The 15124-nt window shown below is 58.8% G+C and carries 13 protein-coding genes; 5 read left to right on the top strand and 8 right to left on the bottom strand.

Annotation, left to right across the window (positions count from 1 at the left end; genetic code table 11):
- Positions 1-173: 173 nt before the first annotated feature.
- On the top strand, positions 174-911 hold the full coding sequence (locus ACS4RS_RS18430) for a hypothetical protein (RefSeq protein WP_439009804.1): 738 nt from the start codon (positions 174-176) through the stop codon (positions 909-911).
- A gap of 99 nt (positions 912-1010) precedes the next feature.
- Here ACS4RS_RS18430 and ACS4RS_RS18425 read toward each other — a convergent pair whose 3' ends face one another.
- Positions 1011-2006, bottom strand: a complete 996-nt coding sequence (locus tag ACS4RS_RS18425) for an IS30 family transposase (protein ID WP_439009805.1) — start codon at positions 2004-2006, stop codon at positions 1011-1013.
- Positions 2007-2312: 306 nt separating this feature from the next.
- Here ACS4RS_RS18425 and ACS4RS_RS18420 point away from each other — a divergent pair, with 306 nt between their 5' ends.
- A complete protein-coding gene (locus ACS4RS_RS18420) occupies positions 2313-3479 on the top strand; it encodes an IS110 family transposase (protein WP_439009802.1) in 1167 nt (388 codons plus the stop codon).
- A 332-nt stretch (positions 3480-3811) separates the two neighbouring features.
- Here ACS4RS_RS18420 and ACS4RS_RS18415 read toward each other — a convergent pair whose 3' ends face one another.
- The 3 genes from ACS4RS_RS18415 to ACS4RS_RS18405 form a co-directional block, all read right to left on the bottom strand.
- Positions 3812-5176: an ISNCY family transposase gene (locus ACS4RS_RS18415; protein ID WP_439009806.1), complete on the bottom strand. Its 1365-nt coding sequence runs from the start codon at positions 5174-5176 to the stop codon at positions 3812-3814.
- 305 nt (positions 5177-5481) lie between these two features.
- On the bottom strand, positions 5482-7632 hold the full coding sequence (locus ACS4RS_RS18410; RefSeq protein WP_439009807.1) for a mechanosensitive ion channel domain-containing protein: 2151 nt from the start codon (positions 7630-7632) through the stop codon (positions 5482-5484).
- Positions 7633-7914: 282 nt separating this feature from the next.
- A complete protein-coding gene (locus ACS4RS_RS18405) occupies positions 7915-9225 on the bottom strand; it encodes an alpha/beta fold hydrolase (protein WP_439009808.1) in 1311 nt (436 codons plus the stop codon).
- A gap of 365 nt (positions 9226-9590) precedes the next feature.
- Between ACS4RS_RS18405 and ACS4RS_RS18400 the strand changes: the two genes are divergently transcribed.
- Entirely contained in the window at positions 9591-10565 is a 975-nt protein-coding gene (locus ACS4RS_RS18400; protein ID WP_439009809.1) for an alpha/beta fold hydrolase, read from the top strand.
- On the opposite strand, the gene ACS4RS_RS18395 is transcribed toward ACS4RS_RS18400, so the two are convergent.
- A complete protein-coding gene (locus ACS4RS_RS18395) occupies positions 10554-11468 on the bottom strand; it encodes a LysR substrate-binding domain-containing protein (RefSeq protein ID WP_439009810.1) in 915 nt (304 codons plus the stop codon). The two genes, ACS4RS_RS18400 and ACS4RS_RS18395, sit on opposite strands and share 12 nt — an antisense overlap.
- 78 nt (positions 11469-11546) lie before the next feature.
- Positions 11547-12239 (bottom strand): DUF599 domain-containing protein, encoded by a 693-nt coding sequence (locus ACS4RS_RS18390; protein ID WP_439009811.1) that lies wholly within the window; start codon positions 12237-12239, stop codon positions 11547-11549.
- A gap of 268 nt (positions 12240-12507) precedes the next feature.
- On the opposite strand from ACS4RS_RS18390, the gene ACS4RS_RS18385 reads away from it, so the two are divergent.
- Positions 12508-12996 (top strand): PAS domain-containing protein, encoded by a 489-nt coding sequence (locus ACS4RS_RS18385; RefSeq protein WP_439009812.1) that lies wholly within the window; start codon positions 12508-12510, stop codon positions 12994-12996.
- Positions 12997-13047: 51 nt separating this feature from the next.
- Here ACS4RS_RS18385 and ACS4RS_RS18380 read toward each other — a convergent pair whose 3' ends face one another.
- Both ACS4RS_RS18380 and ACS4RS_RS18375 read right to left on the bottom strand, forming a co-directional pair.
- Positions 13048-13425, bottom strand: coding sequence for a hypothetical protein (locus ACS4RS_RS18380; RefSeq protein ID WP_439009813.1), 378 nt, complete (start codon positions 13423-13425; stop codon positions 13048-13050).
- A gap of 75 nt (positions 13426-13500) precedes the next feature.
- Positions 13501-14160 carry a hypothetical protein gene (locus tag ACS4RS_RS18375; protein ID WP_439009814.1) on the bottom strand — a complete coding sequence of 220 codons (660 nt, stop codon included), beginning with the start codon at positions 14158-14160 and terminating at the stop codon, positions 13501-13503.
- A gap of 286 nt (positions 14161-14446) precedes the next feature.
- Here ACS4RS_RS18375 and ACS4RS_RS18370 point away from each other — a divergent pair, with 286 nt between their 5' ends.
- Positions 14447-15052 carry a YjbE family putative metal transport protein gene (locus ACS4RS_RS18370; RefSeq protein WP_439009815.1) on the top strand — a complete coding sequence of 202 codons (606 nt, stop codon included), beginning with the start codon at positions 14447-14449 and terminating at the stop codon, positions 15050-15052.
- Positions 15053-15124: the final 72 nt, after the last annotated feature.

The raw sequence follows: 15124 nt of genomic DNA, 5'->3' as shown, positions 1-15124 counted from the left end.
ACAGGGCAGGGAGATCAGCCCCCGATCCGACCGGCTGGGCCGGGTTGAAAGGGCGGAGCGGGGGCGGGTGATGACGCACCCCTTCGGCTTTAGCTTTCTCACTAGCAATTGTTCTTTTACCGCTCGATACTCGCTGGGACTTGCATGGCGCAGTTGGGGATCAAAGCCGCACGATGCTTCCGGAAATCAACCTGCAAGGTGACGTCGACGTCGCCGCGCTGTCACCACTTCTTCGCGGCATGCTTCTTTCGGTTGCCTATGCTGACGGTGAGGGTGGCATAGGATTGACGGCGACCGGCGCCATGAACCGCAAGTTCGTGCATTGGGCCGCTGTGCACTTCCTCTGGCCAGGATTCACAGCCGAGGACCTCTACAGCATGAACAAGGTGCTCAATGAAAGCGACATGCCGCCGCTTTGGGTCGTGCGCGACATGGCCCGTCATCTGAAGCTTCTTCGCCGGAAAAAGGATGTGCTGCTGCCAACCAGACGCGGCCGGGAGTTTTTGGTGAACCCGCAAGCCTTCTTCGATCTGGTCGCCACGGATTATCTCTATTCCTATGTCCACGCCACCGAGCGGGAAGAGGAGATCCGAGCGCGGTTACGCTGGTGGCGCATGTTCCTCAATCTTCTCAATATCAAGGCCAGAGAAGGTTGCACGCCAATGGACGTTGTGAAAATCCTCTATCCAGAGCTGGCGCCTTTGTCGGACACCGAAATGACCATAGAAGCCTGGGAGTTGAAATCCGATCTTCAGTATGGCGTCTTCCAACGCTTATGCTGGCTCGGCTTGCTCTGCGAGGCACGAGAGGGGCTCACTCTTCTGCAGGATGGATCCTTCCACAAGACGCTACTTTGGGCAGCTTGCCTGCAGTTGGAATCGGATACGCAAAGCGATATCGGCGTGCATTGACGATCTCTATTCTGCCGCTGGCTGCCTAATAACGCTTTCTCTCGCCGCGCAATCACCGCAGGATCATTCATAAAATCCGTCCTCCGCCCCGGCTTGCCGTCATTTGTTCACTTCACGCCTGAACACTTCAGCTGGGGTGCGGAAACCAAGGCATTTTCTCGGCGTACTGTTCAACCGATCGATCAGCGATCGTATCGATTCATCAGGAACTGACAGGACAGCAGTATCCCTCGGCAGGTAACGCCGAATCCGCCGATTCATGTTCTCAACGGAGCCTTTTTGCCAGGGCGCAGACGGATCGCAGAACCATGCATCGGTTCCCATTCCCTGCTTCAGTCGCCGCCAGGAGACGAATTCAAATCCGCGATCAAACGTCAAACTTTGCCGGGCATGCCTGGGCAGGGGGCTGAGCACGTCGATGAGCCGCTCCATGATCGGCTTGGACTGCCGGTCGTTGTTCTTGAACAGCATGGTGAACCGGCTCGTCCGCTCAACAACAGTTGCCACATTGGCATTGCCCTGAACCCTTTCGAAGATCATGAGATCGGCTTCCCAGTGACCGAATTCCTTGCGATCGTTGATGGCTTCCGGCCGATGTTTGATCGAACGCTCATCTGGAAAGACTGGATTCTGCGGCTTGCGAGCATATCGCGGCCGGCGCTTTCTCCGCCGTTCCGGGAGAAGCCGCGCGAGTTGCTGCCGTTGTCCTTCTGGTGAATAGACATACCGGTAGATCGTCTCGTGAGAGACGCTTGCCTTGGCCGCTGGTTCGATCTTCAGTCGTCCAGCGATCTGTTCCGGCGACCAGCCGGATTCCAACTTTCCGATCACTTCGTTCCGCAGATCCTCGCGACGAAAGAGCTTGCCGATCCGCCGGCGCCTGTCGCGCGCCATGTCGTTGGCGGTCATCGCCCAGTAGCCCTCGGCATCGGGGAATTCCTGATCGTGCCAGTAGTTGCGTTTTATCTCCCGGGAGATGGTCGCACGGTCCCGGCCGAGGCGTCTGGCGATCTCAGACTGGCTAAACTTCTGATCCAACATCCTGGAAATCGATCGGCGTTCGTCAAAACTCAAATGCGAAAAGGTACGGATCAAACCATGGCTCCCGAAAAGCAGGCAGCTTAGCGCCTTTGTTGCAGTTCGAGATAGAATGTACCCTCCTACAGTTAATGTGGCGGCAAGGTTGAAATGTCCGCCGGCCTGCAAAGTCGAAATGTCCGCCTGGTCGCCGCACGGCGCAGCGACCAGTCCCGATCTGAGCGGCTGATACCGGTTGCAAGATCAGATCGGGGCGGGTGATAAGAACACCTCTTCGGCTTTAGATCCCATGAGGAGTGAACAGCGGCCGCCGCTCTGGCAGAGTGAGGTTGCATCAAAACACTCGCTCAGGAGGAGAAGTTTATGAAACCTGCATCCATTCATCCGACCGCTGTCCGCACTGATCTTGGCGCAATTTTTGTGTCATTGGAACTGAGCCGATCGACCTGGTTGATCACTTCGTTGTCGCCGGGCAGTGGCGAGAAGATGTCGAAGCATGTAGTGGCCGGTGGCAATGTGGCCGAGCTGCTGGATCGGTTTGAGCAGCTACAACAGAAGGCGCGGTTGAGAACAGGGAAGTTATTTCCCATCGTGACGATCCAAGAGGCCGGATTGGACGGCTTCTGGATACACCGCGTGCTGGAGGCTCGCGGCATCGAAAGTTACGTTGTCGACGCAGCTTCGATCGCGACCTCCCGTCGACGTCGGCGTGCGAAGACCGACAAGATTGATGGAGAGGCTCTGACGCGCACATTGCTCGCGTTCAAGCGCGGCGAGCCACGCGTATGTGCGATGGTCAGAGCGCCAGATCCGAAGGACGAAGATCGGCGTCGGATTTGCCGGGAACGCAAAGTTTTGATTGCTGAACGGGTCAGGCATGTCAATCGAGTGAAGGGGCTGCTCTTCGCTCAAGGCGTCAGCGGCTATCAACCGCTCCGTAAGGATCGCCGTAAGCGCCTGGAGGAGCTCCAGACGGGAGATGGGCGCGAGTTGCCGAAACACCTAAAGGCTCAAATCAATCGCGAACTCGACCGTCTCGAGTTGCTGCTTGAACAGATTGCTACAGTGGAAAGCGAGCGTAATTCTCTCCTATCGACGTATGAGCAGCCAGCGGTTGAGGCAACCTCGCCCGCAGCGATGCTGCTGTCCTTAAAGGGTGTCGGCGCTGAATTTGCCGCCGTTCTTTGGACCGAAGCACTGTCCCGGCATTTTGATAATCGGCGGCAGATTGCCGCCTATGCAGGTTTGACACCGACCCCATGGATGAGCGGGACGATTGACCACGAACAGGGTGTCTCAAAAGCAGGGAATCCTCGGCTGCGCACCACGATGATTCAACTGTCGTGGCTTTGGCTACGCAATCAGCCAGCGTCAGCGCTCAGTCGTTGGTTTGTGGATCGGGTTCAGTTGAACGGGGGACGTTTAAAGAAAGCCGCGATAGTTGCCCTTGCGCGCAAGCTCCTTATCGCGCTGTGGAAGTTTGTTACTGCGGGTGTTGTTATCGAAGGGGCTGTCATGAAGACCGCCTGACGACCAAGAAATGACCGAACACACAAATCTTCCAGGACTGATCACTCCTGGCGGATCCAGGTGAGCGAACCGCCTCAAAGTCGGGCTTCAAATGCCGCGCTTTAGATTGGTCCCGTTCTCCTGAGCCTTGCCGCTACGCAAGCGGGATAATGGTGCAGCCGGACAAAACGGCGACCGTATGTGAGTTTGAACCGGTGACGGAAACGTGCCGCGTCAAGCAAGGTGGCTCAGACCATGGGTTCGATATGAAATCGAAGGGGCACGCTATGAAGCCATGATTGATCTTGACGCCAAAATCCTCATGTGAGCTTTGAGGCTATTCAAACGATCACTCATTCCGCGGCAGGTCTCGACAGCGCTTTCTCTCGCCGGGCAATCACCGCCGGATCGTTCATGTAATCTGTCCTCGGCTTGCGGCCACGCTTCTGATAGCCGTTTTTGTCACTATTGGTTTTGACGACCGGCGGCACATGCTGGTCCTGGCGCTCCTTGACGTAAGCCAGAATATCCCCGAGCCGTTTGTTCTCGGTAATTGCCGTATGCGTCACCCGCTGGTCCTTGTCGAACACTTTGTAGGGCAGGGAATAACCCTTCCAGCGCACATCGAGGCGACCATCTGCATAGGCATAGGTCTCGACATAATGGCCAACCAGACCACGCGTCACCTCGGTCTCCGCCAGCATGATCCGCTTGCGTTCAAACGAAAATGTTAGCTGTGTTCCGACGTAACGCTGCTCGCGCTTGCACAGGATCTCCGTCAATCGATCCGGCGCCAGATTCAGCGGTCGGTGCAAATCATCTGAACGGGCAGGGGCGATCGAAAATCGAGCATTATACCGGCTCATGAAACTCGCCAGAAGCGCGTTGCCGGCTTCCATGCTGTCGATCCCGGCAAGTCGCAGTGCCTTGACCAGGCGATCCTGCAATGTCCGGTTCATCCGTTCGACGCGGCCCTTAGCCTGACTTGAATTTGCGCAAAGAATCTCGATATTTAGCTCACAGAGTGCACGCCCGAACTGCGTCATGGCCTGACCACCTCTGGCATCCTTCTTTGCCACCCGGAACACCGAATGCTTGTCTGAATAGAATGCTATCGGCGCGCCATGTTCACGTAAATACAGCCCTAGCGCTTCAAAATACGAGAACGCACTTTCCGACCGTACGAACCGCAATTGCATCAACTTGCCTGTCGCATCGTCGATGAACACCAATAACGAACAGGGATCGCCTCGGTCTTCGAACCAGCGATGGTCAGAGCCATCAATCTGCACCAGCTCGCCATAGGCCTCGCGTCGTAGCCGCGGTTGATGAAACGTCCGACGTTGCTTGCGCGACAACCAGATGCCGGCATCGATCATCCAGTGCCTCAGCGTCTCGCGCGACACACACAATCCATCCCGCTCAGCCAACATCTCTGAAGCCAGGGTCGGACCGAAGTCTGCATAGTGTTCGCGAACCAGCGTCACTGCATAATCCCGAACGCCGTCGCCGATCCGATTGTTCGACGGACGGCCAATCGCCTTGTGCCGGATCGATGCCGCACCACCAACGCTCATCCGCATCAACAGACGCCGGACCTGGCGCGTGCTCACGTCGAGCACATGTGCCGCCGACACCATCGTCATACGGCCAGCCGCTACCTTCGACAAAACTTCGATCCGCTGCAGGTCGCGCTCGCTCATCGCTATCAATCCCATCTGATCGTCTCCGCGTTATCAAGCGCGGGGAGCGTGACACTCTAACTTTGCTAAAGTAGGACATTCTAACTTTGCGGCTACAACAAATAATCGCATAAGACAGATTATGGAACAATAGAATGCCATTTTATTGCAATGGCATAACGTGGTCGGTCATCTCCACTCTGGTAAAATCGGGCTGGCGGAATTTGCGTCTTCGACGCGCCCACCTCCCGGCGTTCCCTCATAAAACGGCCCCTTGGCGACAACCTCCGAGCGACAATGTTGTTTTCACCGAGTTCGTTGAAACCCCGCGCTCGAGGCAGCTAATCCTGAAGTGTTGGGAGTACTTTTGCCGGCCTTTGTAGCTCCGTAGCGGCTGCGGAAGCTGCTGCATCGGCCGTCCCGTTGGAAACATGAACCGTCGGCGTTGCAAACTGGATCCCTTTTTCCGCAAATGTCTTCTTGAGCATGGCGAGTGCCTTTCGGCGAACGCCGAATTGCTCGCCGGGTTTCGCCATGAACTTCAGCCGAATTTGCACACCGTAGTCCGCCATCTGCTCGATCCCCTGCATTTTCAAGGGCTCGATGATGTTGGGCCCGAGTTCGGGATCGTCCAGCAGCTCGACACCGATGCGCTTGATAGTCTTGCGGACCTCCTCAAGGTCGCTGTCATAGTTCAGGGTCAGCGTAATGATATCAATCACCCAGTCGCGGCTCAGGTTCTGCACCGCGCCGAGTTCGCCGAAAGGAACGATTGTTACCGGACCGCGGTGGTGTCGCAGGCGGATCGATCGCAGCGAGAATCCTTCGACCGTCCCTTTGTATTTTGCCGCTTGAATATACTCACCGATGCGAAAGGCATCGTCGAACAGATAGAAGACGCCGGAGATGATGTCCTTGACGAGTGTTTGCGCGCCGAAACCGACGGCGATGCCGACGACGCCGGCGCCGGCCAGCAACGGTCCGATCTGAATGCCGACGGCATCCAGGATCATCAGGAAGCCGACAGCTCCAATTGCCAGAAACAGCACGTTGCGAAGGATGGGAAGCAGGGTATTCAACCGCTGACGCCGGCGCGCTTCGGGTCCGTCCAGATGCGCCGTCTCCGCACTTCGCGACGCCACCGCCATCTGACTGTCGATCAAAGTGCTTGCAAGCTTCCAGATGACGTCGGTCACCAGCAGCACGATAACGATGCGGATTCCTGCGCGGATCAAACGGGTGGTCACAGTCTCGGCGGCGGCGAGGTCACTGAGATTGACATTCCACGCGCGGGCAATCAGCAGCGCGGCGACCACGATCAGGCCATTACGGAGCGTTTGCATGATGACGACCGACCATCCGACGATAGCCGGATCTTCGACGGCGTGCTCGCCGCCGGATCGTACGATGCGACCAATGACATCACGCGCCACGGAAACGGTGAGCGGCAGAAGCGTCAAGACGATCAACGTCCAGAATACTCCGCGGAGCCCGGACACCCATAACAGCCACGATAATACAATGCTCGCGCTGAAGCCGACACAGACCAGCCGGTTCACCGGCGGCCCGTCGGAACGAAAATGCCGCAGCCAAATCATGGCGATCAGCGTGATTGAAACGACACCGAGCCACGCGGCGGTAAAAAGGTCGACCAGAATGGGCGAAGCACCGATGGTCTCGAACACTTCGATGATCGCCCAGCCGGCCGCCAACACGGCGACGATTGCGAGGAGCCAGTAGTACCAGAACCAGGCAAGCGAGGTGACAAGTGTCAGAAGCCGCATATGCGGCAGCCGGGCGCCCGGCGCGATGACGATGCGGCCGACGAGCACGCCAAGGCGCACCATCAGCGCCGCTGATAGCAGAATGAGCGCGATATCGCGAAACACGGCAGGCCAAGGAAAGAGGATAAAGGCGCCGAGGCTTCCGATGAGGTAACCGACCAACGCGAGAAGGCCCATTGAAAGCCGGCCCGCATGGAGCTTGATCCGCTGCCGGACGGTGTCGGCAGGCGCGGTCAGCACAAAATGAAGCAGCCCTCGCCCGGACCACCAGGCAAGCCGCTGGGCAGCGAATCCGCCTGCAATGAAGAGTGTCACTGCCAGGATCAGTCCGACAACATCGATGCGATCATCCGTTTGGAAGACCCGGATCGCTGTTTGGATCTGCCCCGGAAGTGTTGGGACTGCATCGACGAGCGTGAGCAACCTCTGGCGCAAATCCTGCAATGCGGTGGCAACCGACGGCGGTGCCGCCTCTTGCGGGGCCGCTGCCGGCTGCGCCGGTTCCTGGTTGCCGGGAACGATCCGATTGACCAGCGCGCGTCCGGTATCATCGTTCGGCAATTCGATGATAACGCGGATCGGTCCCGAGGAATTGGTCGGTTCGGCCGCTGGGGCGACGGTTACGCTCGCGAACAGAAGCGTCGAAAATACCACCGTCAGGAGTGTCGACACTCTACCGAAAAAATGACGGTCGTCGTTGATGCGCATATGGCCCTGGTCCCCGCGAAGCTGGCGTCGTTTCTAGAGCATGTCGCGCAAAGTGTGCAGCGGCATCCCCAGGCAAAGCGCGAAGCGCCTTTGCCGCGACATGCGTAAAAACAACGAGCTAAAGCGCAAGGAGCGAGATCTGAAAGATCGCGACGCGCTTTAGCAACTTCGGACGTTGTGAAGCGTTGCGTAATCAACGTCAATCGACGACCTGTCTGGCGGACGCAAAGCTCACCGTGCCCCCGCCCCTGAAAAACGCGCCGATCGGCTATCGGCGGTTGCTCACAATCGCACGGTTTTGAACCCTGCCCTGATCTCCTGACTGAAGAGTTCCGGCTCCTCCCAGGCCGCGAAGTGGCCACCCTTGGGCGCGCGGTTATAGTAGACCAGCTTCGGAAAGGCCTTCGACAACCAGTGCTTTGGCGGTTTGTAGACCTCTCCGGGGAATATGGTGACGGCGACCGGGACTTTGACCTCCGTGAGCTTTGCGCCTGCCATGGCGTTTTCGAAATAGATGCGACCACTCGAGGGGCCGGTGTTCGTCAGCCAGTAGAGCGTGATATTGTCGAGGATGGCATCCTTGCCAAGCGCCTGTTCCGGATCGCCTCGGGTGAACACCCAGTCGGCGATCTTGTCGTAAAGCCAGGCGGCGAGGCCGACTGGCGAATCCGCAATGCCGTAACCGACCGTCTCCGGACGTGTGCTCATGATCGCGGCATAGCCGAAGCCGTTGTTGAGGAAGTTCCGCGCCTCGTCGAAGACGAGCTTCTCGTCCGCAGACAGATTGTCGGGAGCCGGCCCTCCATTTTTAAGAGCCTGGGCTGCATCCGATGGGAACGTCGTGGCCCGCTCGATCCTGTTGACATGGATCGCGAGCAGCCCATCGGGTGCCTGGCGACCCATGGCGTCGCTGATGATGGCACCCCAGTCGCCGCCTTGCGCGACATAGCGGTCATAATCGAGCCGTTTCATCAGCACGTCCCAGGCAGCCGCTATCCGCTGCGGGTTCCAACCCGTCGTCGAGGGCTTCCCGGAGAAGCCGAATCCCGGAATCGAGGGGATCACCAGGTGGAAGGCATCCTCGGCCGTACCGCCATGCGCCGTCGGGTCCGTGAGCGGCCCGATGACATCGAGCAGTTCGAATACCGAACCCGGCCAGCCATGGGTCATGATCAGCGGCAGCGCGTTTTCGTGGTGGGAACGGACATGGATGAAATGGATGTCCACTCCGTCGATATTGGTTAGAAATTGCGGAAAGGCATTCAGCCTGCTCTCTGCCTTGCGCCAGTCGTAGGACGACTGCCAGTAGCCCACCAGCTCCTTCAGCCTGTCGGGCTCGACACCCTGCGAACGATCTGTGACGGTTTCACCGTCGGGCCATCGGGTTTCGGCAAGTCGCCGCCTGAGGTCCGTAAGCGTTGCCTCGGGGATCTCGGCCTTGAACGGTCGGATCTCTCCGGCTGCGGCGCCTATGACGTCGGCGGCTTCCGACGGCAGCGGAAGCAGAACGGCGGATAAGCCGGCCGCGGCACCCGCTGACAGCAGCGCGCGTCGCGATAGGAGCCTTTGGTTCAAAGAGGTCAGCAGTGCCATGACGAGTGTCCTTCCATGACATCGAGACTCAACGGACAGGTTCGGCAAGGGGTGCCATTGGTGACCGCGTAGGGTTCAATGTGATGTCAGTCATATCAGCTCTTCCTTATGTTGTCGCCGCCGCGCTCCGCCATCCGCATTCAGGCGCCCGCGAGCTGTCTCAAATCGGCGGCTGGTGGTTATTTGGGTGGCGCGACGCAGGGCCGGCACCCGGGGAAACTGAGAGGCAGCCTCTCGTTCGAAAGTCAGCCTTGGCCAGCGCCGTCACAGCGACCACGCTCAAGAGGCTGCCTCTCAATTTTTCCAGCTACTGCGCGGTGCCGGCGTAGCTACTTATGGACCTGTCGTTCAGGAAAGGAACTCACATGTCTGAAGACAAAACCGCAAATCGGGCTGCATCGGTCGTAGCCACTCCATCCCTCCCCGTCGCCGAATCCTTCGCCTCCGCGGAAGCCCGGCACGGCGCCGTCGACTTCATCGAAATCAACGAGAGCCTCATGATCGGGATCAATAAGAACCTGACACTGAGGAGAATGATTGTTCGCGCGCCGGCGCCAAAAGGCACCGTGCTTTTCCTGCATGGATTTCCGGAAACGCTGAAGGTCTGGAAGGACATCGCGAGCACGCTTGCCCGCGACTACGACGTCCACGCCTTTGATTGGCCGGGCTATGGACAGTCGTCGCGCCCGATCTTGCAGCGGTTTTCCTATGCGCCCCACGCCTACGCGGCAGTGCTGAAGGCCTATATCGAGACGGCAGGCATCGACCGTTCGAACCTCGTGATCTATGCGACCGATATTGCCGCCCTCCCCGTTCTGCTGCTTGCTCTCGACGAGCAGGCGATCGCCAGGCGGATCATCGTCGGAGACTTCGCACCGTTCGACCGGCCGCAATACATGTGGGAGAACCTGCAGAATCTCAAAGCCGAGCCGACGGCTTCGCCGACCCGCGCCTATATGAACAAAACAAGCGACGAGATCCTCCAGAACGTGCACAGGCGCGGCCTGTCGCCGGCTGAACAATTCGATCTGCCGACCGACGTTCAGCGGGACATGGTCCATTCGTGGAGCTTCGGCGGAATGACGTCAGCGGACGCCTTTGCCCATTACTATGCCAATTTCACGCGCGACCAGAACGTCCTCGAGGCCAACCTCAACCGGTTGAAGACGCCGGTCAAAGTCATCTGGGGCGAGCGGGACCTCTACATCAAGAGGGAAATGGGCATCGAATTCGCCGCCAGGATCGGTGTGGAAATCGATATCCTGCCGGATATCGGCCACTTTCCCCATCTTCAGAATGCGGAATATACGGTTGAAGAAATCCGTGCATCATTCAGATAATATTTTATTATCTTCATTTCGAGATCGCGCACGTAACCTGGGTAGAGCCCAGTCGACAAAAGCGCGTACCTTCAGCGCTAGAATCCCCTGGCGCGCGTATACGATATGAATCGGCTGTGGTGGTCCGTCGAAATCCCGCAGGATGGGCACCAGCGCGCCGGACGCCAGCTGGTCTGGAACCTGGTAGTCGAAGAGCCGCGCAATCCCTGCTCCGCCGACGGCCGCCGAGACGCAGTTCGCCGCGGTATTCACTTCCAGCCGGTTGCGCGGCATCGCCTCCATCGGCTTGCCGTCGACGTCGAATGTCCAGAAGAATGCCGGCTTGTTGAAGAAGATCCCATCGCGATCGATGAGATCGCCTGGGCGCTGAGGTTCGCCATGTCGCGCGAGATAGGCAGGGCTCGCGCAGGTCAGTAGGCGGAAATCGCCGGTTTTGACCGCATGGAGGGAGCTGTCGACGAGGTTGCCGAGACGGATGGCGATATCCACCTGCTCGGACACGAGATCGACCGTGCGGTCGAGCGACAGAAGCTTCAGCGACACCTCCGGATATTTGTCCATGAAGCTGAGCGCAACAGGCAACACATACCGGCTCCCATATTCGATCGGCATCGTGATCGTGAGTATGCCTCTGGGCGTCAGGTATTCGCCCGAAGCCCTTCGCTCCGCCTCATCGAGATCCGCTATGATCTTTCGGGCGGCGTCGACATAGTCGCGGCCGGCATCGGTGAGCTGAAGATTGCGGCTGGTGCGGACGATGAGGTTTGCGCCGAGATGGCGTTCAAGGTCGGCCACCTTGCGGCTGACGCTGGGCAAAGGCGCGTTCAGCCGCCTGCTGCCGGCCGAGATGCTTCCGGCGTCGACAACGGCCAGCAATATGCGCATCGCTTCGAGACGATCCATTGGCCCCCGCCCGTAAGATATCGCTTCTGCTGATCATCGGCCAGCAGACTACGACGTTGCCCTGAACCGCAGGCAATCCTAATCCAGCAGCCTGCGTATGGCCATGATCCCCTTTGCTGCATCCGACCAGGATTGACGCCAGATCAAAAGGCCGACGCTGAGGATGGTTGCGACAATGAAAGGTATCGGCCCGATGAACCAGAAGGCGGCAGCGACGGTGAAGTAGTAGGATCGGACGCCGACGCTGAACGATCGAAGAGCCGGGTTCAAGACCAGAGTGAGCGCGTTTGTCCAGCTGACGATGTCCCTATCTTCATCGCGCGACGGGCTCGCCCCGATCGCCGCAAGGCAATAGTTGATCTGCCGGACCGCCCATATGAAATCGGACAGGCCGCGCAGCAGCGTCGCCATGATCAGGAGCACCTTGCACTGGAAGAACCAGACGGGATCCTGTGCCGCAAACATCGCGATCAGCCCGCCGCCCGATCCATAATTCGGCTCCATGAACAGCGCACCGCTGAGCCCGACAATGACGATGAGGTTGGCCGATCCGAAAAAGGATGCCGAATTGATTGTGTGCCCGAGGATCGCCGCGTCGCCAATGAAATTATTGTCTCGAGTCAGCACCTCCCGCATCCAGGCCGCGCGAATGCGCACCATATCGACGGAAAGGCTGTCGTTTCGCCGCGGCCACCCCATTGCCATCAAAGGCTCGAGCGCCACCCAGACGAGAAGGAAGAATATGATCGCCGCGACGTTCAAAAAATCCATCGTGTCCCCCGAACTGAATGGCGTTTTTCCAAACACTACTTCGAGCGAACGGCGGCTCCAAGCGTCTATCGCCGTCCGCGACTTCCTTTGGTGCGCACGGGCGGGAGGCCGCTACCGGCTGCGCGTCGTGAGTTTGTATGGCGGTCTCGGGCCGCATGCACGAGCAAGATTAGAAAAGTTGATATTGCGTCCGATCGAAAGGAGGCTAAGATTGGGTGGCACCAGCCGCGTGACGTGGTCAACCGGCAGGTCAGACTGGGGATACGGAATGGACCTTGCGGAAGAGCCTGGCATCTTCACGTGGGACTTGGCGACCGACACGGTTTACGCGGATTCGGCGCTGGCAAACCTCTTTGGGCTTGATCCGGAGCAGACCATCGCGGGGCTGCCGATCATAAGATACCTCGACAGGATTCATCCGGACGACAAGCCATCCGTGGCCAAGGCGATTTCAGACTCGGTGGTGACAGGAGATCCCTACCGCCATGACTACCGGGTATTTGATCGAAGCGGACAAATCGTAGCCGTTGCTGCCTTCGGCCGCTGTTTCAGGGATGAAACCGGAAACCCGTCGCACTATGCTGGTATCGTCTTTCGGTCGAATGATCACGTACAGCAAGACGACTTGTCTGCTCACTGCAGGGAGGCGCTGAGAATTGCGCAGTCATCCGGCCTGCAGACGACGGCCGATGCGCTTGAAGCGATTCTGAAAGAGCTTGCCACGCCGATGCCTTCCGGCATCGCGCCGCTTCATTGATTTCCTTCGACGCATCGAGGTCAATGCGCCTGCTCTTATCTCCGCTACCGTTTACCTCCGTCTCGCCTCGGGGAGATGACCGGGAAATCCGGCAAGCATGAGCCCCAGCGGAACATTTCGAACCAGTCTGGCTGCAATGAAGGTTGCGCAGATCGCTGCGGCAAGCTTTGCCCAGGGATAGCTGCCGAGCTGAACATGGGCGTTTGCATCGACCGATGTGGCCTTTGCCTTCAGCGCCGCCTCCGCGTCCTCGCGCAGCATGCCTATCCGAGCCTTCAGCAGCCTTAGCTCCTGCTGCAGGCCGCTCAGATCTTCGTCGAGTTTTTCACGCGTGGTTAGAACGGCGGCATCGGCAAAAGGCGGTTCACCTTCGGCGATCAGTTCATCGGGGTCGGGAAGGCGGCCGTCGCGATTGATGGATGATTGCATGGATATATCCTCGAATGACAAGCGGGATGAGATGAAGGCCCGGCATCGCGGCCGCGCCCTCGAGTGAGGTCAGGATCAGTGGTCGCGCCGGAAACTCTGGCTCTGCTGGGATCCGCCTTGCGACTGGCTCTGCGATTGGCGATTGGCATCGTCCGATGGCGTGGCGGCGCTATAGGTGTAGGCACGCACCTTGGCGCTTCCATGCATGGTATCGCGCGTCGCCACCGGGCGTGTATCGTCGAATGCGCTCTCGGACACGGCAAGGTCTTCCGACGCTTTGCCGCCGGAGGATTGGCCGGCAAAACCGGTATTGGACGCGCCTTGTTGCCTGTCTTCCAGCGACCAGAGGTCCGCCCGCTCGTCCATGTCGATGCTGCCCTCGTCGTCCAGAATATCGTGGACGGTTTCGTAGAGCGCGTCATCGATATCGTTGACCTGAACGAGGAAACCGCCTCGCCGCAGCCCCTCTGCGTAGACCGCACGATCCTCGTCGGGAAAGAAGAAGTCGGCCAGCGCGTCGAAGAAGCCGCTGCGGTCGTCGCTCACCGCGCCAGCGGTTTTTTCGTCGGCCTCATACCCTGGCATCAACCTTATTCTCGCAACCGGCACGCCCGCGTCTTCGAGACGCGAGACGGCGGACTCGGCTTCCGATCGGCTGTCGAAAAATGCCGTGAGGCTGCTGCCCCCTGTCGGGCCGGAGAAGGCTGGATTGGTATCGTTGTAAATGCTGGTCACGGGAAATCTCCTCTCGATCAATAAAACCACGCCGCCGATCCGGCGGCTGGTTTTCCTGATCAGAAAACAGGTGGACGAATGGAATGTTCCAAGCCAATGCGCAGGAGGCGATGGCGCTTCACCGCACTGCTTGCCCCCCCCATTGGCGGCTCACCGCTATTACAATGAGGAACGGTTTGGCATCGAGGATCGTTGTCCCGCGCCACCGCAATTGAAGGCGCTGTAGCGGTTGACGTCAAACCACCGAGACGCTAGCACGGCTTTCGACGCATTGGGGATATTTCATATGGACATCTTTACGGCAGCCGGTCTGACGGCTTTGCTGCAGGTCATTGCTATCGACCTCGTTCTTGCCGGCGACAACGCCGTGGTTATCGGTCTCGCTGCTGCCGGGCTTGAGGCCACGCAGCGCCGCAAGGCGATCATCGTCGGCATAGCGGCCGCGACTGTCCTGCGTATTCTCTTTGCCAGCGTTGCTGTCTATCTGTTGGCGATCGTCGGCCTGCTGCTGGCCGGCGGACTTCTGCTTCTCTGGGTTTGCTGGAAGATGTGGCGCGAGCTTCGCGCCGGCCATGGCGATAACCATGACGCGGCGGGCGCCGAAGGCGCGCCGAAAAAGACCTTCTTCCAGGCGGCGACCCAGATCGTCATCGCCGACGTTTCCATGTCGCTCGACAACGTGCTCGCCGTCGCCGGTGCGGCGCGCGAACATCCGAGCGTGCTGATCATCGGTCTTGCCCTGTCGATCGCGCTGATGGGCATCGCTGCGAACCTGATCGCCCGGTTGCTCAACAATCATCGCTGGATCGCCTATGTCGGCTTGCTGATCATCCTCTACGTTTCGCTCGACATGATCTATCGCGGCGCCGTCGAGGTTATGCCCTACATGTAGTGGCCCTGGAACAGGATGATTTCAGGCCCGATCGGCCTAAAATCTGAATCCTGTTCTACGTTAAAGATCGAG

It is taken from the genome of Rhizobium sp. F40D2 (assembly GCF_051810745.2).
Classification (GTDB): domain Bacteria; phylum Pseudomonadota; class Alphaproteobacteria; order Rhizobiales; family Rhizobiaceae; genus Rhizobium.
This window is presented reverse-complemented; position numbering and strand designations above follow the sequence as displayed.